This window comes from Martinezella sp. CNPSo 3890 (assembly GCF_057784455.1).
This window is the reverse complement of the sequence record NZ_JBXSOR010000001.1, coordinates 917,108-942,852: the sequence shown is the minus strand read 5'-3', so window position 1 is coordinate 942,852 and position 25,745 is coordinate 917,108. Positions and strand designations below refer to the sequence as shown.

25 protein-coding genes are annotated in these 25,745 nt (G+C 59.7%); 10 read left to right on the top strand and 15 right to left on the bottom strand.

The window, feature by feature from the left end; genetic code table 11:
* Positions 1 to 48 precede the first annotated feature (48 nt).
* On the bottom strand, positions 49 to 2,511 hold the full coding sequence (locus tag AC13RC_RS04575) for a penicillin-binding protein 1A (protein WP_113328935.1): 2,463 nt from the start codon (positions 2,509 to 2,511) through the stop codon (positions 49 to 51).
* A 257-nt stretch (positions 2,512 to 2,768) separates the two neighbouring features.
* Positions 2,769 to 4,019 (bottom strand): N-acetylmuramoyl-L-alanine amidase, encoded by a 1,251-nt coding sequence (locus AC13RC_RS04570; RefSeq protein ID WP_488556754.1) that lies wholly within the window; start codon positions 4,017 to 4,019, stop codon positions 2,769 to 2,771.
* Positions 4,020 to 4,659: 640 nt separating this feature from the next.
* Here AC13RC_RS04570 and AC13RC_RS04565 point away from each other — a divergent pair.
* Positions 4,660 to 7,569: an Rne/Rng family ribonuclease gene (locus tag AC13RC_RS04565; RefSeq protein WP_488556600.1), complete on the top strand. Its 2,910-nt coding sequence runs from the start codon at positions 4,660 to 4,662 to the stop codon at positions 7,567 to 7,569.
* Between the two features lie 170 nt (positions 7,570 to 7,739).
* Here AC13RC_RS04565 and AC13RC_RS04560 read toward each other — a convergent pair whose 3' ends face one another.
* Positions 7,740 to 8,897: a pyridoxal phosphate-dependent aminotransferase gene (locus AC13RC_RS04560; protein WP_488556753.1), complete on the bottom strand. Its 1,158-nt coding sequence runs from the start codon at positions 8,895 to 8,897 to the stop codon at positions 7,740 to 7,742.
* A 212-nt stretch (positions 8,898 to 9,109) separates the two neighbouring features.
* Between AC13RC_RS04560 and AC13RC_RS04555 the strand changes: the two genes are divergently transcribed.
* The 7 genes from AC13RC_RS04555 (at position 9,110) to AC13RC_RS04525 (ending at position 15,014) form a co-directional block, all read left to right on the top strand.
* Positions 9,110 to 9,877 carry a DsbA family protein gene (locus tag AC13RC_RS04555; RefSeq protein WP_069614923.1) on the top strand — a complete coding sequence of 256 codons (768 nt, stop codon included), beginning with the start codon at positions 9,110 to 9,112 and terminating at the stop codon, positions 9,875 to 9,877.
* Positions 9,878 to 10,085: 208 nt separating this feature from the next.
* The gene (aroQ, locus tag AC13RC_RS04550) at positions 10,086 to 10,523 is read left to right on the top strand and encodes a type II 3-dehydroquinate dehydratase (protein WP_069614924.1); all 438 of its coding nucleotides are present in this window, start codon (positions 10,086 to 10,088) and stop codon (positions 10,521 to 10,523) included.
* Positions 10,524 to 10,547: 24 nt separating this feature from the next.
* Entirely contained in the window at positions 10,548 to 11,021 is a 474-nt protein-coding gene (gene accB, locus AC13RC_RS04545; RefSeq protein ID WP_069614925.1) for an acetyl-CoA carboxylase biotin carboxyl carrier protein, read from the top strand.
* Positions 11,022 to 11,031: 10 nt separating this feature from the next.
* Positions 11,032 to 12,384, top strand: a complete 1,353-nt coding sequence (accC, locus tag AC13RC_RS04540; protein WP_173002541.1) for an acetyl-CoA carboxylase biotin carboxylase subunit — start codon at positions 11,032 to 11,034, stop codon at positions 12,382 to 12,384.
* Positions 12,385 to 12,387: 3 nt separating this feature from the next.
* A complete protein-coding gene (gene aat, locus AC13RC_RS04535; RefSeq protein ID WP_113351544.1) occupies positions 12,388 to 13,032 on the top strand; it encodes a leucyl/phenylalanyl-tRNA--protein transferase in 645 nt (214 codons plus the stop codon).
* Between the two features lie 49 nt (positions 13,033 to 13,081).
* Positions 13,082 to 14,041, top strand: coding sequence for a DUF2167 domain-containing protein (locus AC13RC_RS04530; protein WP_488556599.1), 960 nt, complete (start codon positions 13,082 to 13,084; stop codon positions 14,039 to 14,041).
* Between the two features lie 337 nt (positions 14,042 to 14,378).
* Positions 14,379 to 15,014 carry a DUF1062 domain-containing protein gene (locus AC13RC_RS04525; protein WP_488556598.1) on the top strand — a complete coding sequence of 212 codons (636 nt, stop codon included), beginning with the start codon at positions 14,379 to 14,381 and terminating at the stop codon, positions 15,012 to 15,014.
* Between the two features lie 66 nt (positions 15,015 to 15,080).
* Here AC13RC_RS04525 and AC13RC_RS04520 read toward each other — a convergent pair whose 3' ends face one another.
* The 6 genes from AC13RC_RS04520 to AC13RC_RS04495 form a co-directional block, all read right to left on the bottom strand.
* The gene (locus AC13RC_RS04520) at positions 15,081 to 15,521 is read right to left on the bottom strand and encodes a DUF2155 domain-containing protein (RefSeq protein ID WP_069614929.1); all 441 of its coding nucleotides are present in this window, start codon (positions 15,519 to 15,521) and stop codon (positions 15,081 to 15,083) included.
* Positions 15,522 to 15,624: 103 nt separating this feature from the next.
* Positions 15,625 to 16,023 (bottom strand): NADH:ubiquinone oxidoreductase subunit NDUFA12, encoded by a 399-nt coding sequence (locus tag AC13RC_RS04515; protein ID WP_488556597.1) that lies wholly within the window; start codon positions 16,021 to 16,023, stop codon positions 15,625 to 15,627.
* Between the two features lie 106 nt (positions 16,024 to 16,129).
* A complete protein-coding gene (locus tag AC13RC_RS04510) occupies positions 16,130 to 16,597 on the bottom strand; it encodes a GNAT family N-acetyltransferase (protein ID WP_488556596.1) in 468 nt (155 codons plus the stop codon).
* 20 nt (positions 16,598 to 16,617) lie between these two features.
* A complete protein-coding gene (locus AC13RC_RS04505) occupies positions 16,618 to 17,121 on the bottom strand; it encodes a GNAT family N-acetyltransferase (protein ID WP_145320347.1) in 504 nt (167 codons plus the stop codon).
* Between the two features lie 3 nt (positions 17,122 to 17,124).
* Complete coding sequence (gene gatB / locus AC13RC_RS04500) at positions 17,125 to 18,630, bottom strand: Asp-tRNA(Asn)/Glu-tRNA(Gln) amidotransferase subunit GatB (protein ID WP_488556595.1); 1,506 nt, start codon at positions 18,628 to 18,630, stop codon at positions 17,125 to 17,127.
* An 87-nt stretch (positions 18,631 to 18,717) separates the two neighbouring features.
* Complete coding sequence (locus AC13RC_RS04495; protein ID WP_113328946.1) at positions 18,718 to 19,227, bottom strand: GNAT family N-acetyltransferase; 510 nt, start codon at positions 19,225 to 19,227, stop codon at positions 18,718 to 18,720.
* A 300-nt stretch (positions 19,228 to 19,527) separates the two neighbouring features.
* Between AC13RC_RS04495 and AC13RC_RS04490 the strand changes: the two genes are divergently transcribed.
* Positions 19,528 to 19,785, top strand: a complete 258-nt coding sequence (locus AC13RC_RS04490; RefSeq protein WP_069614935.1) for a YjhX family toxin — start codon at positions 19,528 to 19,530, stop codon at positions 19,783 to 19,785.
* Between the two features lie 73 nt (positions 19,786 to 19,858).
* Here AC13RC_RS04490 and AC13RC_RS04485 read toward each other — a convergent pair whose 3' ends face one another.
* The 4 genes from AC13RC_RS04485 to AC13RC_RS04470 all read right to left on the bottom strand — a co-directional run bounded on the left by AC13RC_RS04485 (position 19,859) and on the right by AC13RC_RS04470 (position 24,676).
* On the bottom strand, positions 19,859 to 21,856 hold the full coding sequence (locus AC13RC_RS04485; RefSeq protein ID WP_488556594.1) for a DUF4139 domain-containing protein: 1,998 nt from the start codon (positions 21,854 to 21,856) through the stop codon (positions 19,859 to 19,861).
* A 215-nt stretch (positions 21,857 to 22,071) separates the two neighbouring features.
* Positions 22,072 to 23,553, bottom strand: coding sequence for an Asp-tRNA(Asn)/Glu-tRNA(Gln) amidotransferase subunit GatA (gatA, locus tag AC13RC_RS04480; protein WP_488556593.1), 1,482 nt, complete (start codon positions 23,551 to 23,553; stop codon positions 22,072 to 22,074).
* Between the two features lie 57 nt (positions 23,554 to 23,610).
* Positions 23,611 to 23,898, bottom strand: a complete 288-nt coding sequence (gatC, locus tag AC13RC_RS04475; RefSeq protein ID WP_037194314.1) for an Asp-tRNA(Asn)/Glu-tRNA(Gln) amidotransferase subunit GatC — start codon at positions 23,896 to 23,898, stop codon at positions 23,611 to 23,613.
* Between the two features lie 67 nt (positions 23,899 to 23,965).
* Complete coding sequence (locus AC13RC_RS04470; RefSeq protein ID WP_488556592.1) at positions 23,966 to 24,676, bottom strand: metal-dependent hydrolase; 711 nt, start codon at positions 24,674 to 24,676, stop codon at positions 23,966 to 23,968.
* Positions 24,677 to 24,793: 117 nt separating this feature from the next.
* Between AC13RC_RS04470 and ruvX the strand changes: the two genes are divergently transcribed.
* Entirely contained in the window at positions 24,794 to 25,291 is a 498-nt protein-coding gene (gene ruvX, locus AC13RC_RS04465; RefSeq protein WP_095434546.1) for a Holliday junction resolvase RuvX, read from the top strand.
* Here the strand turns inward: ruvX and AC13RC_RS04460 are convergent.
* Together AC13RC_RS04460 and AC13RC_RS04455 are read right to left on the bottom strand one after the other, a co-directional pair.
* The gene (locus AC13RC_RS04460; RefSeq protein ID WP_488556591.1) at positions 25,225 to 25,560 is read right to left on the bottom strand and encodes a DUF6105 family protein; all 336 of its coding nucleotides are present in this window, start codon (positions 25,558 to 25,560) and stop codon (positions 25,225 to 25,227) included. The two genes, ruvX and AC13RC_RS04460, sit on opposite strands and share 67 nt — an antisense overlap.
* Positions 25,557 to 25,730, bottom strand: a complete 174-nt coding sequence (locus tag AC13RC_RS04455) for a hypothetical protein (protein WP_488556590.1) — start codon at positions 25,728 to 25,730, stop codon at positions 25,557 to 25,559. Before AC13RC_RS04455 ends, AC13RC_RS04460 begins: the two co-directional genes overlap by 4 nt.
* Positions 25,731 to 25,745: the final 15 nt, after the last annotated feature.

Genomic DNA, 25,745 nt, shown 5'->3' with positions numbered 1-25,745 from the left:
CGCTGGTGTAAAGCCCCGCGGCATGTCGATCAGACAAATAGGATCGGATCAGAAGAGACCGCCGGATCCGGAGGTGACCGCCTGGTTCGCCTGCGGCGAGGTCCTGAGGATTTCCTCGGGCGCCACCTGAGCCGCCGCATCGCCGCCGCCAATGACCTGCAGGCTGGTGGCTGGGCCGGTGCCGGGCTTGAAGGCTTCCATGATGGCATTCGGCTCGCCGGGCTGCGCGGCCATGCCGGTCGCGCGGTTGACCGCAACCATCGTCATGCCGGCCGGAACCTGGAACTTCTCCGGCGCCTCATCCTTCGTGGCGGCCTGCATGAATTCGTTGAAGATCGGAGCGGCAAGCGCGCCGCCCGTGCCGCCGCGGCCGAGCGTGGCCGGCGTATCGTAGCCGATATAAAGGCCGGCGACGAGGCTCGGCGTGTAGCCGACGAACCAGGCATCCTTCTCATCGTTGGTGGTGCCGGTCTTGCCGGCGACGTCAGTGTTGAGCTTGATCTTGCCGGCCGCCGTACCACGGATGATGACGCCTTGCATCATCGACGTGACCTGATAGGCCGTCATCGGATCGAGCACCTGTTCGCGATTGTCGGCGATGACCGGCTCGTCCTGATTCTGCCAGGCGCTGACGTTGCAATTGTCGCAGACGCGCTCCTCATGCCTGAAGATGGTCTTGCCGTAGCGGTCCTGAATACGGTCGATGAGCGTCGGCTTGATCTGCTTTCCGCCGTTGGCGATGACCGAATAGGCCGAAACCATGCGCAGCACCGTCGTTTCGCCGGCGCCGAGCGACATGGCCAGTACCGGGTTCATATGATCGTAGATGCCGAAGCGCTCGGCATATTCGGCAACCAGCGGCATGCCCATGTCGGAAGCGAGACGCACCGTCATCAGGTTGCGCGAATGTTCGATCGCGAAACGAAGCGTATGGACGCCACCGCCCTCGCCTTCGTAATTCGTCGGCTTCCAGACATCGCCATTGCTGAGCGTGATCTGCAGCGGATCGTCCAGAATGACGGAGGCCGGCGTATAGCCGTTATCCATGGCGGCCGCGTAGACGAAGGGCTTGAAGGACGAACCCGGCTGGCGCTTAGCCTGCGTGGCGCGATTGAATTCTGATTGCGCATAGGAGAAGCCGCCGACCATGGCGAGCACGCGGCCGGTATGCGGGTCCATGGCAACAAGACCGCCCTGCACCTTTGGCGGCTGACGCAGGCGATAGCTGCTCGAATCGGCATTGCCGCTCTTCTGCACGTAAATCACGTCGCCGGGGCTCAAAACGCCGCTTGGCGATTTGACCGATTTGCCGCCGGCCGAGCGATAGGCCCAGCGCATGTCGGCGGGAGCGATCGTACCGCGCGTCCGCTCCGTCGATACCTTGCCTGCGGCATCGACGCGCGGCTGCAGTCCGATATCGACACCCTGATCCGATACGGAAAGAACGACGGCGACCTGCCATTCCGGCACATCGCTCAGGCTTGGAACCTTGGCGAGCTCGGCACCCCAATCCTGCGAAGTGGCAATCTGCTTGATTGGGCCGCGATAGCCGCGGCGCTCGTCATAATCGACCAGACCATCCTGCAGCGCCTTGCGGGCTTCGAGCTGCATCTGCGGGTCGAGGGATGTGCGAACGGAAAGGCCACCTTCGTATAGGGTCTTTTCGCCATATTGGTCGATGAGCTGGCGGCGAACCTCTTCGGCAAAATAGTCGGATGCAAACAGCGAAGGGCCGCTCTTTGGTGGCACGACGCCGAGCGGCTGCTTCTTCGCTTCTTCGCCGTCGCTCTGGCTGACATAGCCGTTCTCGACCATGCGATCGATCACCCAGTTGCGGCGGGTGAGCGCTGCTTCGGCACGGCGGAACGGATTGTAGTTTGACGGGCCTTTCGGAAGCGAGGCCAGATAGGCCGATTCAGCGATGGTCAGTTCGTTGACCGATTTGTCGAAATAGGTGAGCGCGGCACCAGCGATACCGTAGGAGTTCAGGCCGAAATAGATCTCGTTCAGGTAGAGCTCGAGGATCTTGTCCTTGCTGTAGGCCTGCTCGATGCGGAAGGAGAGAATCGCTTCCTTGATCTTACGGTCAAACGTCTGGTCGGCGGACAGCAGGAAGTTCTTGGCGACCTGCTGCGTGATGGTGGACGCACCGACGAAGCGGCGGCCGGACCCAATATTCTGCAAGTTCACGGCCACGGCGCGGATAAGGCCGCCGACATCGACACCGGGATGGTTGTAGAAATTCTTGTCTTCGGCAGAAAGGAAGGCGGCCTTGACGCGATCGGGAATGGCCTGGATCGGCACGAAAAGCCGGTTCTCGCGCGAATATTCCTTCATCAGCGCGCCGTTGCCGGCGTGAATGCGGGTCGTTACCGGCGGCGCGTATTTGGCAAGCACCTCATAATCGGGCAGTTCCTTCGAGACCACGCTCAGATAGATGGCAGCCGCAGCCGCAGCACCCAGAAACAGGAGGCAGCCCAGGCCAAAGAAATATCCAATCAGTCTGATCATCTGATACTACCGGTGCTTGTTCTTCATGCTGCACGTGCGCGAGATCATCGCATAATCACGGGCGTTTTGCACGCTCGCGGCGTGAATGCAAGACGGCAATGGGACAATGCCGTCCTTCATACGCGAGCAAATGATACTTCGCTGTAACGGCGGGAATGTGAGCAAAATAGGGCCCGACGCCAGCATTCCAATTTCATCCAGTTCTAAAGTACATCGCTGTTACATGGAAGCCACGGCGGATCGCCCCTTCGGAGCCGTCAGCCGCCATTTGCGATAATCGATACGCGATACTGCTTCACCGCTTCCGTCAGCCGGTCGGCGACCTTCTGCCGCCAGTCGGCATCGAGCAACAGCTTTTCGTCCTCCTTGTTGGAGAGAAAGCCGAGTTCAAGCAGGATCGAGGGCACGTCCGGCGCCGTCAGAACCTGGAAGCCGGCATGGCGATGCGGATTGTTGATCATGGCGATCTGACCGTTGAACGAGGACAATACGTCTTGCGCCAGTGAAATGGAGAAGGCCTGTGTCTCGCGGCGCGTCAGATCCATCAGAATGTCGTTGACGGCGGCCGGCTGCGTCTGAGCCTCGGCGCCGGCGATCTGATCGGAGTTGTTTTCGCGATCGGCTACTTCGCTGGCGAGCCGGTCCGACGCCTTGTCCGAGATGGTATAGACGGTCGCACCGCGAATATCCTTCTGCTTCAGCGTATCGGCATGCAGCGAGATGAAGAGCGAGGCGCGATTCTGGCGGGCGATCGTCACGCGTTCGGACAGGGATAGATACTGATCCTTGTCGCGCGTCAGGAAGGCCTTGATCCCAGGCTGCGCGTTCAGCTTGTCGGCAAACATCTTCGCAAATGCGAGCGTGATATCCTTTTCCTGCGTGACGCCATCCGTACCGGTTGCGCCTGCGTCGATACCGCCATGACCGGCATCGACGGCAACGAGGAACACATTCGGATCGGCCTTCTGCGTCGGCTCGACCGGACCGACATCCTTGGCGGTATCGTCGCTCGTCCAGTTCTGCTTCTTCACCAGTTCTGCGAATTGTTCCGCCGGCAGCATCTCGGCATCCAGCACGAGGCGCTGCCCCTTGCCGCTTTCATCGGCCTGAACCTTGGCCGTGACCAGCTTTACCGGTTTCTTTGCCGTCAGCACGATGCGGGCGCTGTCCGCATCCATCGTGCCGTAGCGAATATCCTTGAAGAGGCCGGTCGGCTTGAGATTGGCGGTCGGAAAGCCGAATGCGGTCGCCGGAAGATCGACGACGATGCGAACAGGATTGTCAAGATAATGAACCGTGAAGGTGGGAGCGCGGTCCATGTCGATGACGATACGTGTGCGGGCATCATCACCGGCAATGCGGGCACCATAGGCGAGCACGGAATCATCCGCCGCCGCGGCGGGCGCAAATGTCGAAACCGAACCCAGAATCACCAGAGCGAAGGCCGCTGCCGCAAATCGCAAAGCCCTCACGCCACTCTCCGCCACATGCCGTAATCCCTTTACCAAGTGACCAACGCGCCCCATATTGGTTTCGACGTTGTTTTTGAAGTCCCAATAACGGGAACCAGGTTTGACCTGATGGCCGCATCGATGATGCGCCGGGAGACGAATCGACCAGACACCCTCCCGCGTCCTCATCATCCGACGAATCCATCAATATTATGGCATACTTGGCTTTTCCCTTGCTATTGTGACAGATAAAACATACAACGCATATTAGGGTAGAAGTGTTGACGGGATAGAGTCGTCGCAAAGGCAGCCGCCTCGAGTACCAGGCGCCAATAAGCGGCATTCATCCGCCGTCTGCAGTACTTCTGCTCGAAACAGTGGATATCTGAATTTCCGGCTTCAAACGGGAAATTCATCGGTGGAGAGCCACCAAACGCTCTTTAGAGAGCACATTCATCGGACCCATTTGGGTCTAAGGCATAGTCGATCTCGCTTGGTTACGGATGTTACCGCAGCAGCTTTTTCAGAAAGTCAACAGACCCCAGGGAACTGATGCCCCGGCTGCCGTCTGGATGCTGTCATCGCCGAACCAATCGCGACTTTCATTATCCGGTGCAACAATTGCGGATCATATCCGGCCTGTCCCAGCGACAGGCAGGCCCCCATCCGGTTGTCTGCGCCGAGGAGCACAGCTTTCATGGCAGACAAAATGCTTATCGATGCGTCTCACGAGGAAGAGACGCGCGTCGTTGTCGTTCGCGGGAACCGCATAGAAGAGTTTGACTTCGAGTCACAGCACAAGAAGCAAATTCGCGGCAACATCTATCTTGCAAAAGTAACGCGGGTAGAACCTTCGCTTCAGGCCGCCTTCGTTGACTACGGCGGCAACCGGCACGGCTTTCTGGCCTTTGCCGAAATCCATCCCGATTACTACCAGATCCCGCTCGCCGATCGTCAGGCGCTGCTGAAGGCCGAGGCCGAGGAGCATCGCCGCGACGATGATGTCGAGCATGTCGAGACGGCGCTCGATCTTTCGCAGCAGGAACAGCCCGATATCGGCATCGTGGCGAAGGAAGGCGAAGAAGCCGAGGTGCTGGCTGCGATCGGCGAAGAGGCCCCTGCCGCAGAGGCAGCCGCGGCCGCCGAAGAAGCAGCTCCGGCCAAGAAGGCAAAGCCGCGCCGCAGCCGCAAGAAGGCAGTAGCGGACGCGCCCGCCGAAGAGACGCCAGCTCCCGAAGCAACGGCTGCCGTCGATGCGCCGAGCGAGGAAGAGGAAGGACCGTCCGGCGAAATGGCTGCAATGGTCGAAACCGATTCGATCTCAGAAGACGTCACGACCTCCAAGCGCCGCCACGATGACGACGATGATGATGACGATCATGACCACGAAGAAGAAGTGATCGAATCCGTCGGCGCCGAAGACGCGATGGAAGAAGTTCCCGATCGCGCCCAGCGCAAGCCGCGCAAGCAATACCGCATCCAGGAAGTCATCAAGCGCCGCCAGATCCTGCTGGTGCAGGTGGCCAAGGAAGAGCGCGGCAACAAGGGTGCGGCGCTGACCACCTATCTCTCGCTCGCAGGCCGTTATTCGGTTCTTATGCCGAACACGGCACGCGGCGGCGGTATCTCCCGCAAGATCACCAATCCGCAGGACCGCAAGCGCCTGAAGGAAATCGCCAAGATGCTCGAAGTGCCGCAGGGCATGGGCGTCATCCTGCGTACCGCCGGTGCCAACCGCACCAAGGTCGAGGTCAAGCGCGATTTCGAATATCTGATGCGCCTTTGGGAAAACGTCCGCACGCTGACGCTGGCTTCGACCGCGCCATGCCTCGTCTACGAAGAAGGCAGCCTGATCAAGCGCTCGATCCGCGACCTCTACAACAAGGATATCGGCGAGATCATCGTTGCCGGCGAAGAAGGCTATCGCGAAGCGAAAGACTTCATGAAGATGCTGATGCCGAGCCACGCCAAGGTGGTTCAGCCCTATCGCGACATTCACCCGATCTTCTCGCGCTCGGGTATCGAGGCGCAGCTCGACCGCATGCTGCAGCCGCAGGTGACACTGCGTTCGGGCGGCTATCTGATCATGAACCAGACGGAGGCGCTGGTTTCGATCGACGTCAACTCCGGCCGCTCGACCCGCGAACATTCGATCGAGGACACCGCGCTCCAGACCAACCTGGAAGCCGCCGAGGAAATCGCACGGCAACTGCGCCTGCGCGACCTTGCGGGCCTGATCGTCATCGACTTCATCGACATGGAAGAAAAGCGCAACAACCGCGCTGTCGAGAAGAAGCTGAAGGAATGCCTGAAGAACGACCGCGCCCGCATCCAGGTCGGCCGTATCTCGCACTTCGGTCTTCTGGAAATGTCGCGCCAGCGTATCCGCGCTTCTGTTCTTGAAAGCACGACGCAGATCTGCTCGCATTGCGGCGGCACGGGTCACGTGCGCTCGCAGTCTTCCGTTGCCCTGCATGTCCTGCGCGGCATCGAGGAATATCTGCTCAAGAACACGACGCACGACATCACCGTGCGCACGACGCCGGACATTGCGCTCTATCTGCTCAACCACAAGCGGCAGACGATCATCGACTATGAAAGCCGCTTCGGCGTCGCGATCGTCATCGATGCCGACAATGCCGTCGGCACACAGCATTTCGCGATCGACCGCGGTGAGCCGGTCGCCAATCCGGTGAAGATCGAAAGCCTGTTCAACTTCGCAGCCATCCCGGACGACGATGACGACGATATCGTCATCGAAACGGACGAGGAGGAAGACGAAGAGCTGGAAGAAAAGGCTGCGAGCACCGAGCAGCAGCCATCGGCTCGCTCCGAAGGCAATGACGGCAACCGCAAGCGCAAGCGTCGCCGCCGGCGCCGCGGCCGTGGCAACGATACCCAAGCCGCTCCGGCTTCCGAGGCAGGCTCAGCGGCCAGTGTCGCTGAGGATGCGGACGGCGAAGAAGGTGACGACGACGAAGCTGATGTTGGTGCGGAAAACACCGCATCCACCGGCAGTGACGATGACACACAGCAGAAGCGCAAGCGCCGTCGTCGCGGCAAGCGTGGTGGCCGACGCAATCGTGAAAACGAAGGCAACGAACAGACTGCAGCAGGCGAGGAAGCCGGTTCCGGCGAAGTTGATGAGAACGATGCAGAAGACGGCGACGACGCAACCGTAACGGTGGCCGAGATCGCGGTTGCCGAAGGCGAAGCCGCCGTCGAGGCGCAGCCCGCCATGGCAGCGGTCGAAACGGCAGCCGTCGTCACTGAAGACGTCAAGCCCGCCAAGGGCCGCGGTCGCCGCAAGGCAAAGGCTGTCGAGGCATCGCCGGTCGAGACGCCCACCGTCGGGGACGCGCCCACAACGGATGTCGAAATCGAGGCTGTTGCCGAGATCGCCGAAGTTCTGGACAATTCGGCAGATGCGGCAACGCCCGAAGCAGCTGAGGATACGGCCAAGCCAGCGCGCGCCAACCGCGAATCCAATGTTTCCTCCTCCGCTCCGGTGGTGAAATCCACCCGCGCCAATGAAGGTGGTGAGAGCGACGGAGAGCCGACCAAGCCGAAGAAGGCCGGCTGGTGGCAGCGCCGCGGCTTCTTCTAAGAAGATCAATTCGTGATGAACTTAAAATCCGGCTGTGGCAACGCGGCCGGATTTTTCGTTTCCGTTGCGCGATTTATTCGTCATTCACGCTGCATAAGAAGCCAAAGCGCAGCGGTTCCACGCTTGCGAAAATGCTTCCGCAAGCTCGCGCAAACCATTGATTGTAGATTCTATTTCAGCCAAGCGGCCATGCGCTCGGTGGCTTCCTCGATCTCGGCATTCGAGCCGGCATAGGAGAAACGCATCGCGCGGTGTCCTTCCACAGGATCGAAATCGAGGCCGGGCGTGGCGGCGACGTTGATTTCGGCCAGCATCTTTTGCGCAAAGACCATGCTGTCGTTCGTGAAGCGGCTGACATCGACATAGGCGTAGAAAGCGCCATCCATCGGCGAGGCAATACGGAAGCCGATTTCCGGCAGCCGGCGCAGGAGGAAATCGCGGTTGCGGCCGTAGCTCTCGCGATAGACATCCAGTTCAGCGCCTGCCCCGAGCGCCGCCTCGGCGGCAATCTGCGACAGTTCCGGCGCGGAAATGTAAAGGCTCTGGGCCACGCGCTCGACGGGACGAACGAGCCGTTCCGGCAAGACCATCCAGCCAATACGCCAGCCGGTCATGCAGTAATATTTCGAGAAGGAATTGATGACGATCGCCTCGTCCGTCAGCTCCAGCGCACTCGTCTCCTCACCGACGAAAGTCAGTCCGTGGTAGATCTCGTCGGAGATGAAGGCGATAGAACGATCCGCGCAATAATCAGCCAGCGCCTTCAGGGCCGCCCTGCCCGTCACCGTGCCTGTGGGATTGGCGGGGCTTGCGAGCAGCACACCCTTCAGGCGCTTACCGCTTTCAGCCTGCACTGCCTCGAGGCTCTCGGGCGTTAACGTAAACTGCGTCTCCTCTGTGACCGGCACCTCGACAACATCGAGACCGAGTGCGGCGAGGATATTGCGATAGGCCGGATAGCCCGGCCGTGCGATGGCAACGCTATCGCCGGCATCGAACAGTGTCAGAAAGGCGAGATTGAAGCCGGCCGAAGAGCCTGTCGTGATCGCAATGCGCTTCGGATCGATGCTGAGGTCGTGGCGTACCTGGTAATGGGCGGAAAGCGCCTGCCGCAGGGCCAGAGTACCGAGCGCGTCCGTATAACCGATCCGGCCATGGCCAAGAGCTGCGCGCGCCGCCTCCAACGCCGCTTGGGGCGCGGGATGCGAGGGCTGTCCAACCGCCATGGAGATGACGGAATGCCCTGCCTGGCGACGCCGTGTCGCTTCCGCCAGCACATCCATGGCATGAAAGGGTTCAACATCGCTGCGCTTGGATAGGGAAAACAAGGTCAATTCTCTCTCGGATCGGATTGGCAAGCGACATTTGCCGCAATATCGGCGCGTTCACAATCCTGCGATTGCGGCTTTGTCGTGAAAATTCCTGTTTCTGGAAGTAAGGACGCACCGTAAATTGTCGATGCTTATTTGCGGATGTTAACCCGACGATGTTATTGCGCATCCGAGAATGACGTCTCCGCCCAGATCCAAACGAGGACCCCATGACCTTTTCTCTCAAAAGCCTGCTGACGGTTTCGGCGATTGCCCTGACAGCGTCCTTCGCCACGATCCAGCCGGCCGCCGCGCTGGACGACCAGCAGAAGAAGGAAATCGGGGATTTCATCAAGGAATATCTCGTCGAGCACCCGGAGGTACTGCTGGATGCACAGGCCGCGCTTGAAAAGAAACAGGATGAAGCCCGCATTGCGCAATCGGCCCAGGTGATCACCCAGAACAAGGATGCGATCTTCAACTCCAAGGATGACGTGGCCATCGGTAATCCGAAGGGCGATATCACCGTCGTCGAATTCTTCGACTATAACTGCACCTATTGCCGGCATGCGCTCGGCGATATGGACAAGCTTCTGCAGCAGGACAAGAATGTTCGTTTCGTGCTGAAGGAATTCCCGATCCTCGGTCAGGATTCAGTTGCCGCTTCCCGGGTCTCCAGCGCGTTCCGCCTGCTCGCGCCGGAAAAATATGCCGAGTTCCATCACAAGCTGCTGGGCAGCGACGGCCGCGCCTCCGAAGACACCGCCATCGATGTCGCCACCTCGCTCGGTGTCAGCGAAGCGGCCATCCGCGCCGAAATGGCAAAAGCGCCGAACACTGACATGATCAAGGCGACCTATCAGCTTGCCTCCGATCTCAACGTGACGGGCACGCCGGCCTATGTCATCGGCAACGAGATGGTTTCGGGCGCGATCGGCCTCGATGCTATCAAGGAAAAGATCGCCAACGTTCGCAGCTGCGGCAAGACGAGCTGCTGAACGGCGCAAAAGCCCACTCTCAAAAGCGGGTAAGCAAGTGGCCTATTCGCTTTTTTACGAGCTTCGGAACGGCGCCGCGACACAGCATGGCGCAAAAATGCCAAAATCGCGGCGTTTCCACACCTAGAGGCACGCAACCTTCGTGCCAGGGCTTTCCTACAGAGCCTTGGGAGTCTATAGGTTGCGCTGCACTTTGACGGAACCTCTAATGGCGCAAACTATTTTCGTCCTGAACGGACCCAATTTGAATGCTCTCGGCAAGCGCGAGCCGGGCATCTATGGCGGCAAGACGCTCAAGGATATCGAAGCCGACTGCAAGGCCGCAGGTGAAAGCCTGGGCTTCATCGTCGATTTCCGCCAGAGCAATCACGAAGGCGTGCTGGTCGACTGGATGCACGAAGCCGGCGACAAGGCCGCCGGTGTCGCGATCAATCCCGGTGCCTACGGTCATACGTCCATCGCGCTGCATGACGCGATCCGCGCTATTTCCATTCCCGTCGTGGAGGTACATATCTCCAATATCCACGCACGCGAAGAATTCCGGCACAAATCGATGATTGCGCCCGCAGCAAAGGGCATGATCTGCGGTTTCGGACCTCATAGCTACATCCTGGCGCTTCAAGCGCTGAAATCCATCACCCAATAACAAAAATACAGGGCAAGAAATCCAATGGCTGAAAAGAAATCGGGTATCGACCAGGCGCTGATTCGCGATCTCGCCAATATTCTCAACGACACGGATCTCACCGAGATCGAAGTCGAGCAGGAAGATTTGCGCATCCGCGTGTCGCGCGCCGGCACGACGCAGTATGTTCAGGCGCCGATTGCCGCCCCGGCCGCTTACGCCGCTCCTGCTGCCGCCGCAGCAGCGCCGGCCGCCGCCGCTCCCGCCGGCAAGACCCGCAACCCCGACAATGTCGTCAGCGCGCCGATGGTCGGCACAGCCTATCTGGCGCCGGCTCCGGGCTCGGCTGCCTTCATCCAGGTCGGCGCATCCGTCAAGGAAGGTCAGACGCTGCTCATCATCGAAGCAATGAAGACGATGAACCAGATCCCCGCTCCGAAATCCGGCACGGTGACTGAAATTCTCGTTCAGGACGGCCGTCCGGTCGAGTACGGCGAAGCCCTGGTCGTCATCGAGTAAGGTCGGCCCGATGCCCATGATTTCGAAGATTCTCATAGCCAATCGCGGAGAGATCGCTCTGCGCGTGCTGCGCGCCTGCAAGGAGCTCGGCATTGCGAGCGTTGCGGTGCACTCCACGGCCGATGCCGATGCCATGCATGTACGGCTTGCGGATGAGAGCGTTTGCATCGGCCCGCCGCCGTCGCGCGAAAGCTATCTCAATATCCATCAGATCGTCGCCGCCTGCGAGATCACCGGCGCGGACGCCGTGCATCCCGGCTATGGGTTCCTGTCGGAAAATGCCAAGTTCGCCGATATTCTCGAGGCGCACGGCATTACCTTCATCGGTCCGACGGCGGAACATATCCGCATCATGGGCGACAAGATCACCGCCAAGACCACGGCGCAGCAGCTCGGCATTCCGGTCGTTCCCGGTTCCGATGGCGAAGTGAAGACCGAGGCGGATGCGCTGAAGACAGCGCGCGAGATCGGCTATCCGGTGCTCATCAAGGCAACTGCCGGCGGCGGCGGCCGCGGCATGAAGGTCGCCCGCACGGAAGAAGACCTGATCGAGGCCTGGTCGACGGCACGCACGGAAGCGGCAGCCGCCTTCGGCAACGAATCCGTCTATATGGAAAAGTACCTCGGCAAGCCGCGCCACATCGAAATCCAGGTTTTCGGTGACGGCGAAGGCAATGCGATCCATCTCGGCGAACGTGACTGCTCGCTGCAGCGCCGCCACCAGAAGGTCTGGGAAGAGGCCAACTCCCCAGCCCTCAACGTCGAGCAGCGCATGAAGATCGGCCAGATCTGCGCCGACGCGATGAAGAAGCTGAAGTATCGCGGCGCCGGCACCATCGAATTCCTCTATGAGAACGGCGAGTTCTACTTCATCGAAATGAACACCCGTCTGCAAGTGGAGCATCCGGTCACGGAAGCCATCACCGGCATCGACCTCGTGCACGAGCAGATTCGCGTCGCTTCCGGCGGCGGTCTTTCGGTCACGCAGGACGAGGTGCATTTCCAAGGCCATGCCATCGAATGCCGTATCAATGCCGAAGATGCCCGCACCTTCGTCCCCTCGCCCGGCACGATCACGCATTTCCATGCGCCCGGCGGCCTTGGCGTTCGTATCGATTCCGGTGCCTATCAGGGCTACAGGATCCCTCCCTACTACGACAGTCTGATCGGCAAGCTCATCGTACACGGGCGCACCCGCGTCGAATGCATGATGCGCCTGCGCCGTGCGCTTGACGAATTCGTTGTGGACGGCATCAAGACCACCCTGCCGCTCTTCCAGGATCTGGTTTCCAATCAGGATATCGCCAACGGCGATTACGATATCCATTGGCTGGAAAACTACCTGGCAAAAACATCGGCCTAGCCTGTGCCCGGAGCGCGCGGCAAACGTCCCGGCATTACCCCGGAGATTTTGCTGCGCGCCTATTCCATCGGGCTTTTTCCGATGGCTGAATCGGCAGACGATCCGGAGATCTTCTGGGTCGAGCCGGAATTGCGAGGCATCATCCCTCTGGATACGTTTCACGTCTCCAAGAGCCTCGCCAAGAAGATCCGTCAACATCCCTTCGATATTCGCTTCGACACGGATTTCGAAGCGGTCATCGCCGCCTGCGCTGAAGAGACGAGCGATCGCCCCAGCACCTGGATCAACGACACGATCCGCACGCTTTATGCCACCCTGCATCATATTGGCCACGCCCATTCCGTGGAGGCCTGGGACGGCGACCGGCTGGTTGGCGGGCTCTATGGCGTTTCGCTAGGGTCGGCTTTCTTTGGCGAAAGCATGTTTTCCCGTCGCACGGATGCCTCCAAGATCTGTCTCGTCTATCTGGTGGAGCGCCTGCGCGAACGCGGCTTCACCCTGCTCGACACGCAATTCACCACCGAGCACCTGAAGACATTCGGCGCCATCGACGTGCCTAAGGATGCCTATGCCAAGATGCTGGAGAAAGCGATGGAATCGCCCAATCTCAGCTTTTCCGATGGTGGAAATCTGCCCGAAATGAATTGATTACGAAACGGACTGCCCTAAGTTCGGCACAACAGCCGAGGGTAGAATCGTGAAGAATCATATTGCAATTGCATTTCTCGCCGCGCTGACCATCGCGACGCAGACCAACGCCAAATCATTCCACGACATGTTCGGAGTCGAGCCGCCGGTAGGCGACGAAGGCGCCGTGCTTAAAACGCTGGATTTCCAGCAGGGCGCGATCAAGATCCCCACCGCCAATGCCACACTGACTGTCTCTGACCAGTTCTACTATCTCAATCCGCAGGATTCGAAGAAGGTGCTGGTTGAGCTCTGGGGCAATCCGGAAAGTTCGGTGGGTAATCCGCTCGGCATGATCTTCCCGGCCAAATATCCGCCGACCGACCCACATTCCTGGGGTGCCGTCATCGACTATGACGGCAGCGGCTATGTCTCCGATGAGGATGCAGCATCGACAGATTACGACGATCTTCTGAAGAAGATCCAGGACGCGATCAACGAAGCGAATCCCGAACGTGAACAGCAGGGCTTCGACCCGATCACACTGGTCGGCTGGGCAGAACCGCCACATTACGATAAGGCGACCCATGCCCTCCACTGGGCGCGCGATCTGATTTTCGGCAAGGATCCCAATGCCGGTCACACGCTGAACTATTCCGTGCGCGTGCTGGGACGCGAAGGCGTCACCGAGCTCGATTTCGTCGCCGGACTGGATCAGCTGCAGGAAATCAACGCCGCTATCCCCAACGTCATCAACACCGTGCAATATGATAGCGGCAAGCGCTATGCCGATTTCACCAATGGCGACAAGATCGCCGCCTATAGTATGGCGGGCATGATCGCTGCCGGTGCGGGCGTAAAGGTTGCGGCAAAGCTTGGCCTGCTTGCAGTCGTTCTTGGCTTCTTCAAAAGTTTTGGCGTCGCCCTTCTGGCATTGAAGAAGGGCCTCATCGTCGTGCTGGCGGGTGCCGTAGCGGCCGGCCGCAAGATCCTGAGTCTGTTCCGCCGCAAAGGAAATAGTGACGCCTGAAGCAATCCACGCCTGAAGTTTTTTACCGCTTCAAATCCTGATTGTGGTCTGCTATCCCTGCAAGCGAAGAGCGTTGGTGCATAGAGGTTCCACTTTGCCGTCGTAAATACCGGTCTCATCCAAATCACCCAGTGCATCGGGACGGTTCAATGCCGTCCGACGCATATTCATGTCCATCGGGTGATGGCCTGAGACCGGTTTGGCATTGTCAAAACGCGCCTAATGCAGCCACCGCTGTCTCAGCTCTTCAGCCGTCCCGCAATATCGCCATACCGCGCCCTGAGGGGCTTGTCTCACCGCCAGCTTGGTGGACTTCCAGACGGAAGACCAAGACGGTATGTGCAATATTCTTCAGGTCCGTTGGACCCTTACGCCTAAAACATCGCCTCAACCATGCATCGCCTGCAGCGGCTGCGGATCTCCAAAACCCTTCAGATCGAGCGGCAAGATCAGGCTCAACGCCAATGGCAAGCGGCTCGATGCCTGGCTTGTCTATAAGTGCAGCGATTGCGACAAGACATGGAACCGAACGCTCTTCGAGCGCCGGACCGTTCACGACCTCGCCCCTTCCACGCTCGAGGCGCTGCAGCGCAGCGATCCGGACTGGGTACGCGCGCAGGAATTCGATCTCGACGCGCTGAGGCGGAAAGCCAAACGTATCGAGGAGCCGCCCGATGTCTCCATCCTGAAAGAGGCTATAGGTGTGGCAAGCGGCTGGACTTTGCTTGATATCGGGATATCAGCCCAATTCCCGATAAACCTGCGCCTTGATCGGCTGCTTGCATCGGAGTTGGCAATCTCGCGCTCGCGGCTTCAGGGCCTTCGGGATGGAGGCAAATTGAAAGCCTATCCGGACCGCAACGACTTGTTGCGGCACAAGATCAAAGACGGCGTGCGGATCGTACTCGACTTGTCGGAGGTGGCCGATCGTCTGGCGATAGGTGAAGCGGCGGCAAATACCGAGCGAGAATGAAACTATGCCCGCAGGAGGAAGGCTTCTGCGGGCTACATAATCCTGCTGTGAATGTCTCGAAACCGATTACTTCGCGCCGGCAGTATCCGGCGCCGGAACGTCAGACTTCTGCTTGCACTCTTTCAGCCAGACGTCATAGATCGGATGCTCGACGGCGTTGAGGCCGGGGCTGTCGGCGAACATCCAGCCGGTGAAGATGCGGCGGATACGGCGATCGAGAGTGATCTCGTCCACCTCGACGAAACCGTCCACCTTCTGTTGCTCGGTATCGTCTCGTGAATAGCAGGCGCGCGGCGTCACTTGCAATGCACCGAACTGCACGGTTTCGTTGACATAAACGTCGAAGGTGGTGATGCGGCCGGTGATCTTGTCGAGGCCGGAGAAGACCGCAACTGGATTTGATATGCGGGCAGCCTCGGCAGTAGGGGCTGCCATGATGCCGGCGAAGAGGGTGATTCCCGCTGCAGCCACCGCACGCAAAGAAGCGCTCCGCGTGAAAAACATCATATCCGCCAGTCTCCGCTTGGTCTCGGTCAAGGCGCCGAGCTCGCGCCGGCGTATGTCGCGCCTAAAGCCCAATTGTGGCCAAAGGACGAGCCGGCTGTCGCGCTCAGTTGCCCGGGGTCCAGGCGTCGTAGTCGCCGGTCACGCGCGGACGCTCGCCGGCAACGGCGAGAGAGCCCGGCGGGCGGTAAGCCTGCGGCGAGCCTGTGGGATTGGCGCGATGCTCCTTCTGCCAGTCCTTGGCGACATAGTTTTCCTTGGTCGGCGGAACGTCGGTGCGGTGATGCATCCAGCCGTGCCAGCCCGGAGGAATGGCGGAGGCTTCGGCATAGCCCTTGTAGATCACCCAGCGCTTTGGAAGGCCGTAGGAGGACGTGCCGCCTTCGTAATAGACATTGCCGAACTCATCCTCGCCGACACGCTTGCCAAACCGCCAAGTCGCTAAGCGCGTCCCCATGGTCTGACTGTTCCACCAGGTGAAGGTCTGTACGATGAAATTCCACATGTCTTTTCCTCGATACCCGCTAAGCGGCGAGCGATACCAGAATTCGATAGTTTGCTTATGCCGCCCCTGATCCTGCTTGTCCAGTGATTCCAGCAGGCAAACGGCTTCATTTCAATGTCATCTTGAAGCCCAGATGCGTCGGCTTGAAACCGAGTCTTTCATAGAAGCGATGTGCATCCTTGCGAACCGCATTCGAGGTCAGCTGTACCATCCGCATGCCGCGGCGTTTCGCCTCCTCGATGCAGAAGTTGATCATCGCCGCCCCGATCCCCTGCCCGCGCATGTCGCCACGCGTCTGGACGGACTCGATGATCATCACGGACGATCCCCGACCGTGCAGCGAGGTGACGACAATTGTCTGAAAGGTGCCGACGACCTCGCCGGCAAGCTCAGCGGCGTAAAGCGTCTGGTTCGACGATGCGGCAATCACGCGAAAGGCATTGGCATAATCATCGTAGGCCGAAGGCTCGGCGGTATCGCCATGACCGCCCATGGTGTCGGCGGCGAAGAGCGCGATCAGGGCATGAAGGTCGGTCTCTTTCGCTTCGCGGATTAGCAGGCGGCCGGCTTCCATGAATGATCTCGCCTATTCTTTCAGTGGCCCGCCAGCGGCTTCTCGAATATCAGCGCCGGAATGCCCGACTGCCCATTGCCGCAGTTTTCCGTGCGGCCAACCTCGACAAAGCCGTGGGCCTGGTAAAAGGCGATCGCAGGCGCGTTCTGCGGATCGACCTCGAGGCGCATGATCTCCGCATCTGGGAAGCAGGTCTCCAGCTCAGCGAAAATATCGCGGCCGATACCCTCGCGCTGATGCCTGGGGCTGACATAAAGCATGTGGAGCATGACGGTTTTCGTCATCTCCTTGGACATGGCCGCATAGCCCATGCCGCCGATCGTCCTGCCGTCGTCGGCCACCAGGAATTCGGAATTCTTGTTCGCCAGCCGCGCCTTCAGCGAGGCAAGCGAATGCCAGGAGGCGTGCAGCTCGCTGACCTTCTCCGGCCCGTAGATCCGGTCATAGGTCGCATGCCAGGTTTCGCCGAGCAGAGCGCGGACCTTTTCCAGGTCCTGCTCGCTGGCGGTGCGGACGAAGAACACCGCTTATTCCTCTTCGATGCCGAGCTTGGCCTTGACCAGCGCCTGCACCGCCTGCGGGTTGGCCTTGCCGCCAGTCGACTTCATCACCTGGCCGACGAACCAGCCTGCAAGCGTCGGCTTGGCCTTGACCTTGGCGACCTGATCCGGATTGGCGGCGATGATCTCGTCGACGGCCTTTTCGATCGCGCCGGTGTCGGTGACCTGCTTCATGCCGCGCGCCTCGACAATCTCCGCGGGATCGCCGCCCTCATTGAGCACGATTTCGAACAGATCCTTGGCGATCTTGCCGGAGATGGTTTCGGCCTTGATGAGGTCGATGATCGCGCCGAGCTGGGCGGGCGAAACCGGAGTCTCTTCAATGTCTTTGCCGGTTCTGTTCAGAGCGCCCAGCAAGTCGTTGATAACCCAGTTGGCGGCCATTTTGCCGTCGCGGCCAGCGGCAACCGCTTCGAAATAATCGGCGATCGCCTTTTCCGAGACGAGAACGGAGGCGTCGTAGACCGAGAGGCCAAGCTCGCGGACGAAACGCTCCTTCTTATCGTCGGGCAGCTCCGGCAGATGCTCGGCAAGCTCTGCGACGAAGGCATCGTCGAACTCAAGCGGCAGCAGATCCGGATCGGGGAAATAGCGGTAATCATGCGCGTCTTCCTTAGTGCGCAGCGACCGCGTCTCGCCCTTGTTCGGATCGAACAGGCGGGTTTCCTGATCGATCGTACCGCCGTCTTCCAAAATGCCGATCTGGCGGCGTGCTTCATATTCGATCGCCTGACCGATGAAGCGGATGGAGTTGACGTTCTTGATTTCGCAGCGCGTACCGAATTCACCGCCCGGACGGCGGACCGAGACGTTGACGTCGGCGCGCATGGAGCCTTCGTCCATGTTGCCGTCACAGGTGCCGAGATAGCGCACGATCGAGCGCAACTTCGTCATATAGGCCTTCGCCTCGTCGGCGGAGCGGATATCCGGCTTGGAGACGATTTCCATCAGCGCGACGCCGGAGCGGTTCAGATCGACATAGGACATGGTGGCGTGCTGGTCGTGCATCGACTTGCCGGCATCCTGTTCCAGATGCAGGCGCTCGATGCCGATCTCGATATCCTCGAACTGGCCCTGACGATCCGGGCCGAGCGAGATGACGATCTTGCCCTCTCCGACGATCGGGTCCTTGAACTGCGAGATCTGATAGCCCTGCGGCAGGTCGGGATAGAAATAGTTCTTGCGGTCGAAGATCGAGCGCTTATTGATCTTGGCCTTCAGGCCGAGACCGGTGCGCACGGCTTGTTTCACGCATTCTTCGTTGATGACAGGCAGCATGCCGGGCATGGCTGCATCGACGAGCGACACGTTGGAATTCTGAGGATTGCCGAACGCCGTCGAGGCGCCGGAGAAGAGCTTGGACTTGCTCAGTACCTGGGCGTGGACTTCCATCCCGATAACGACTTCCCAGTCACCGGTGGCACCGGGAATGAAGCGTTTCGGATCTGGCGTACGGACGTCGACAATGGTCATGGGAAGCTCTTGTATAATGCTGTTTTCTGCTTTGGTGAGGTAGAGCAATTGGCGAGGCGGCGCAAGGCTTTCGGCATCGGCTGCGTGCTATATGCCCGGGCCATAGGCGCCATCGCTTTCATCGACCAGCGATTTCGAAAGCCCGACTGTGGGAACATCGCTGTCGAGCTTGGGGGAATAGACGATCGACAGCCAGCGGATCTCATAGCCGCGCGCCCTGAAGAAGGCGATGGCATCGGTATTGCCCGCATGGCTCTGCAGCGAAACCTTCTCCAGCCCCTGCCCGCGCACATCCGCTTCGATCCGCGCCAGAAGCGCCGAGCCGAGGCCGCGTCTGACGAAATCCGGATCGATCCAGAAATCGGAAATCGCTTCGTCCAGCGCCTCGCGCGCCGCCCATCCCACAGCCTCGCCGTTCAGCTCGATGACCGTGATCGTCAGCCAGAGATTGCGGGTGAAATTGGTAAAGGCTTCGCTTGCACTTTCCAGCAGCTCGCCCGTGCCACCGATCGCGCCCATCGCCCTTTGCCAGGAGCGCAAGCCAATGCTCGCCAATACCGCAGTTTCACCTTCATGGGCATTGCGAATGTGGATCATCGGGCCCCCGCCATTTGCAAGCAGTAAAGCACCGGCGCAAGGCTTTTGCCAGCGGCGAGATTCACCGGCGGACTGGCATGCAAAAATGCCCACAGGGTTGAAGCTTGACTGTGGATCGCAACCTGTTTTAGAGAGGTGCATCAACGGAGTTTTTATGTCTAACTTTTGTCAGTGCCGGTAAAGGCCCCGCCCGCAAGTCTTCTTGCGTGCCGGGCCTGAAAAACGAAGCCCCGACTTCCCTTGAGGGAAGCTTCGGATCGTTTTGTTGCGCCCTATGGCGCATTACGGATTCTGACTCCAATGGATATTTCACGCGCAGAACAGCGCATTCTCCACCTGCTCGCTCAGGGCGGGCGCATTGAACTCGAACGCACCGAAAAGAAGAAGATCGACACCGTCTACTGCTTCACGCGGGACGGCTGGGTCTATCCCGATTTCGGTATTGAGCTCTTTCGCAGGCTCAGGCGTCTGAAGGCCATCCGGTCTACGGACGGCCAACCCTACCGGATCACGGAAAAGGGGCTGAAGCTGGTAAGGGCACAGCTGGATAACAGATAGCGAAAGCATGAGAGCCGCCCGGTGGGTGGTTCTCATCTGCCGATGCGGCTCGGGCAAGACGCTCCGATAGCGATCAAAATGTCCTGATGATGTCAGTCACATGGTCGCCGCGACGATCGCTTTCCTGCTGCACCGCATCGCGCCTTTCGTTCATGGCGGCGATTTGATCCTCGCTATCCGCTAAGGCCTTCAAATAGCGCTTCTTCAGATCGCTGTTGTCAGGCACGGCGCCGAGATTGCGCCTTATCCGCTCCTGCTCGTTGACGGTTTTCTCGATTTCACTGTCAAGGCTCGCCAGTTCGTTCTGGATCGCGACCTGCCTTTTACGGGCGTCGGCGAGATTTGTAAGCTTGTCCGTCAGTTCCTTGTCATGGGTCGAGGCCGACCAGCCGAGCAGCATGTCCGGATCGGTATCGACCAAGGCGTAGCTGTTGCTCTGAAGCTGCTCGTCGACTGCCGTCAGTACTTTTTCCGCCCCAGCTGGCACCGCCGCCTTGAGCCGCTGGTGCGTTGCCGTCTTGCCGAAGCTTTCGGCTGAAGAAAATGACCAGCCGTCCCGGATCGGGTGCTCGATGACAACAGTCCGTTCGCCGTCCAGCGCGCCTGATACGGTGTATGTCGTCGTCTGGCGATATTTGACGGTAGCGTTCATCACGCCGTCGGAAACCTTCAGCGAGGCGATCTCCTCCGTAGGCGTCTGCTGCTCGCTGATCGTTACCTTGCGGTCGGTCGCGAAACTGGCGAGACGCGTGTCGTCCTTGGGTAATGCCGATAGCTGGGAATCGCCGATATAGCCGGTCTTGCCGTTGTAAAGCGTCAGGATTCCCGCCGGCATGCTGACGCCGGTGGTATTCTTCAGCATCACCGCGGCGATGGGATTGCGCAGGCTGCTGCCGGCCCGATACATATCCACCATGTCGGCCTCCACTTCTGCATCCATGATCGGCACCGACAAGGTATCGCCATTGGCCAGATCGTAGGTTCCCGGAAGCTCGAAAGTGGCCGAGATATCGCTCTCGGTCGCGCTGGCGGGATTGGACGCGGCAATCTGCATCGGCGCGACCGAACCTTCCAGCTCGTCAGCCGCGTATGCCTTTCTGCTGACGCCACCCATCATTGCCTTGGCAGGTGCGGGCGCGGCTCGCTCCTCGGCATTCGAAGCGAGACGCTGCCTGTTGGACAGATCGCCGCTATCGGGATCAGGGCCATTGTTGGACGCCGTGTTGACAGGCACTTCCTGCCGCTCTTTCCAGTAGAGCTGGTGCAGACCCTGTTTCAGCGTCACCGGCTCGGCCGAGGTCAGCGTCAGCTTGATGCCCTTCCAGTCCTCGCCGCTGGCATTTTCCAGCACCGTCCATGCCTGCAGGCGCGCCTTGTTCTTTTCGTCGATCACGACCTTATAAGCCGTTTTCCAGATCGGCGACGGGACGACATAGGTGAGGCCGATATCGCCGCTGTCCTTTACACCATTCACCTTGATATCGATGGTGCGGGTGCGGTCGTTCTTGCCGCGGGCGATGGCTGCGGCCGCCTGGGCGAGCTTTGCTCTTACGTCGGGGTCATCAAACCCGACGGAGGCATCTTCACCAAGCGCCAGCGTCTCCACCGCGCCATCCTTGTCGATAACAGTCAGCAGGTAAGCCGTGGTCTTATCGTCAGTCTTTCTCGTCTCGATGCCGAGAACGCTTCCCTCGACGGTCTTTCCGCCGCTGGTGACCGAAACTTTGGCGCCCTGCATCGATGTCAGAAGCGACGGCACCGAGGAGAGCGCTTCCAGACTGAACGGCAGGCCCTTGAACGTCTCCAGCAATGGCTGCGGCCCCGCCAGCGTCATGCCTGCCACTGAACCTGCGGACCCGTTGACCACAAGGCTCTTCAGGATGTCATCGACCTGATCAAGGGGAACCTCGATCCGGATCACGCCGTCGCTACTGATATCGGCCGATCGAGACACCTGGGCCAGGCCGCCCGAAGATAGGGTGATGGATCGAATGGCCCCATTATCGGCCGCCAGCAGGATCGCTGGGCATGACACGCTGAGGAGCAGGATCGCCGTGACTTGCTTGAGCATGAAGAGACCTTCCGATTCGGTTGCAGAGGACGAGACCAAGCGGCCCGCTGCAATTTATGATCGTATTTCGGTCCAAAATGTGATGGCGTTCGGGCGGAATATTGGCATGTGCAAAAGGGCCGCCCGGATTTCCGGACGGCCCTTCCGATAAGTGGCTTCTGATGTCACGAAGCTTGACGGGATTGGTCATCAAGCCGTTCGTCTGCTTGTGGTGCTTACCACCACTTCGCCGGCGTGAACTTGCCGGCGGCCTGTTCGATGACGTGGGCGGTTTTGAAGAGGGTTTCCTCTTCGAACGGCTTACCGATGAGCTGCAGGCCGAGCGGCAGGCCCTTCGGGTCGAGGCCGGCAGGGACGGCGATACCGGGCAAGCCAGCCATGTTGACCGTCACTGTGAAGATGTCGTTCAGGTACATCTTTACCGGATCGGAAGCGAGGTCTTCGTCGGCAATACCGAAGGCCGAGGATGGGGTGGCGGGCGTCAGGATCGCATCGACGCCGGCGTTGAAGGCCAGTTCGAAATCGCGCTTGATCAGCGTGCGCACCTTCTGGGCGCGCAGGTAATAGGCGTCGTAGTAGCCGGCCGAGAGAACATAGGTACCGATCATGATGCGGCGTTTCACTTCCTGGCCGAAGCCGGCGGCGCGCGTCTTTTCATACATGTCGACGATATCCTTGCCGTCGACGCGCAGGCCGTAGCGAACGCCGTCGTAGCGGGCAAGGTTCGAGGAGGCTTCGGCGGGGGCGACGATGTAATAGGCCGGCAGCGCGTATTTGGTGTGCGGCAGCGAGATGTTGACGATCTCGGCGCCAGCATCCTTCAGCCAGGCGATACCCTGCTGCCAAAGCGTCTCGATCTCTTCCGGCATGCCGTCGACACGATATTCATTCGGGATGCCGATCTTCATACCCTTCAGCGACTGGCCGAGCGCGGCTTCGTAATCCGGCACAGGCAGGTCGACCGAGGTCGTGTCCTTAGGATCGACGCTGGCCATCGACTTCAGCAGGATAGCGGCATCGCGCACGTCGCGGGCGATCGGGCCGGCCTGGTCGAGCGACGAGGCGAAGGCGACGATGCCCCAGCGCGAGCAGCGGCCATAGGTCGGCTTGATGCCGACGGTACCGGTGAAAGCGGCCGGCTGGCGGATGGAGCCGCCGGTGTCGGTCGCTGTGGCACCGGCGCAGAGATGCGCGGCAACTGCCGCGGCCGAACCACCGGACGAACCGCCGGGAACGAGCTGCTGGTTGGACCCCTTGGCGCGCCAGGGGTTGATCACCGGGCCGTAATAGGAGCTCTCGTTGGAGGAGCCCATGGCGAACTCATCCATGTTGAGCTTGCCCAGCATGACGGCGCCGTCGTTCCAGAGATTCTGCGTGACGGTCGATTCATAGTGCGGCTCGAAACCGTCCAGGATGTGGCTGCAGGCCTGCGTATGAATGCCTTCTGTGCCGAACAGGTCCTTGATGCCAAGCGGAATGCCTTCGAGCGGGCCGGCTTTGCCTTCCGCAAGGCGAGCGTCCGACACCTTGGCCATTGTCAGCGCCTTTTGCGGCGTCACCTTCACATAGGCATTGAGCTGAGCATTGGCAGCCTCGATCGCCGAGATATAGGCCTCGGTCAGTTCGGTGGCGGTAATCTCCTTGGCGCGCAGCTTGTCGCGGGCTTCGGCAATGGTCAGGCTGGTCAGTTCGCTCATTTTGTTTCGCTTCAGATCTGGAATTGGGCAACGGGTCGGAAAGGCTCGAAGGAACCGTTATTCGACGACTTTGGGCACCAGGAAGAAATTCTGATCGGTATTCGGCGCATTGGCGACGATGTCGGCAGCCTTGTTGCCGTCCGTTACTTCGTCGGCGCGCTTCTTCATCGCCATCGGGGTTACCGAGGTCATGGCTTCGACGCCATCGACATTCACTTCGGAGAGCTGCTCGACGAAGCCAAGAATGCCGTTAAGCTCACCCATCATCCGCTGCGCTTCGTCTTCATTGACAGCGATGCGGGCAAGATGGGCGACGCGTTTGACAGTGGCGAGATCGACGGACATGGCATTCTCCGGATAGGATTTTTCCTATCGCTATAAAGACCATGTCCGCCATACGCAACGGGTATCGTCAGGCAGAAACGCTCTCGCCCACCTTCGGCGCGGCAACCGCGGTCTTCGAGCCTTCCATGCCGGCTACGAACTTTTCCGGGGTCTGGTCGATGATCGGGAAGGTGCCGTAGTGGCAGGGAATGGCCGTCTTGAAGTTGAAGAAGCGCTGGCAGGCAAGTGCCGCTACCGCGCCGCCCATGGTAAAACGGTCGCCGATCGGCAGGATGCCGATATCGGGCTGATGCAGTTCATTGATCAGCGCCATATCCGAGAAGATATCCGTATCACCCATATGGAACAATGTCGGCTCGTCATCGAAATGCAGCATCAGGCCGTTCGGATTGCCGAGCGCATGGGAAACGCCGTCCTCGGTGATCTGGGCGGAGGAATGCAGCGCATTGGTAAAGGTGGCCGAGAAGCCGCCGAGGCCGACCGTGCCGCCAGTATTGCCCATTTCCAGCTTCTCGACGCCCTTGGTGCCGAGCCAGGAGGCGAGATCGGCATTGGCGAGAACGACGGCGCCAGTATCCTTGGCGATCTGAACCGTGTCACCGACATGGTCGCCATGGCCGTGTGTCAGCAGGATATGAGTCACGCCCTGAGCAACCTCCTTGATGTTGAGACCGGCGGCCGCAAAGGAAGAATTGTAAGACAGAAATGGATCGATCAGTATTTTTGCCGTCGCCGTTTCAATGCGAAAAGCGGAGTGGCCGAGCCAGGTGATCTTCATTGGATTTCTCCTTATGACTTGATTTGAAATGTGAGGCTGGTGTCTAGGAGATATCTCAAACCGCAACAAAGAAAAGCGGTTAGGACTTCAATTTGTTTTGACAGGAGCAGTACCCTGATGACGACGCTGACCATCGAAGATCTAGCCGTGATGCTCCTGCCCGGTCAGCCGATTGCCGGTCTCGACCTCGGCACGAAGACGATTGGATTGGCTATGTCGGATCTCGGGCGGCGTTTCGCCACGCCTCGCCCTGTCATCAAGCGCGTGAAATTCACCCAGGATGCCGAAACATTGCTCGCCTTCGCCGAGAAGGAAAAGGTCGCAGCTTTCGTCATAGGGCTCCCGATGAACATGGATGGCTCCGCCGGGCCGCGCGTGCAGGCGACACGCGCCTTCGTGCGCAGCATGTCGGAAAAGACCGCCCTTCCCTTCGTCTTCTGGGACGAGCGGCTTTCGACTGTTGCGGCCGAACGGGCGCTGCTGGAAATGGACGTCTCGCGGGCCAAGCGCGCCGAGCGCATCGACTCGGCGGCGGCAAGCTTCATTCTTCAGGGAGCCTTGGACAGGCTATCGGCGCTCGGCAGGGCCGCCTTGCCCGATTCGGACGCCTCCTGACGGCGTTTCCACCATCCGATGATGGCTGCCCGTTGGCGAAAGCCGTAGATCGCGAAGACCAGAAAGCTGTCGAAAGCGATGGCGCGCGCCACCAGCGGCGGAATGGTCTCGGGTGGAATGCCGAGGATCTTGCCGTAGATATCGAAGACCAGGTCATGCATCTGCCGCGTCAGCATGAAGATTCCGAAGCTCATGTCGTAGTACGACAGATAATACCATGCCCCGAGAAACGAGACCGGTCCGGCCCAGCAAATCAACAACCACTTCATGCGGCACCCCTTCGACGCTGAAATTGCGTCGTGCCAGCCGAAAGGACGAGCCAGTTCGACAGCGCCATGGCGCTCAACACCATCGCGGGCAGCGTTATATCTAGTGCAAGCACGGCAAAGAACATCACCGCCGTAACGAGAAACACTAATTTAGCGGGTTTCAACCCCATGGCTGCACGCTTGAT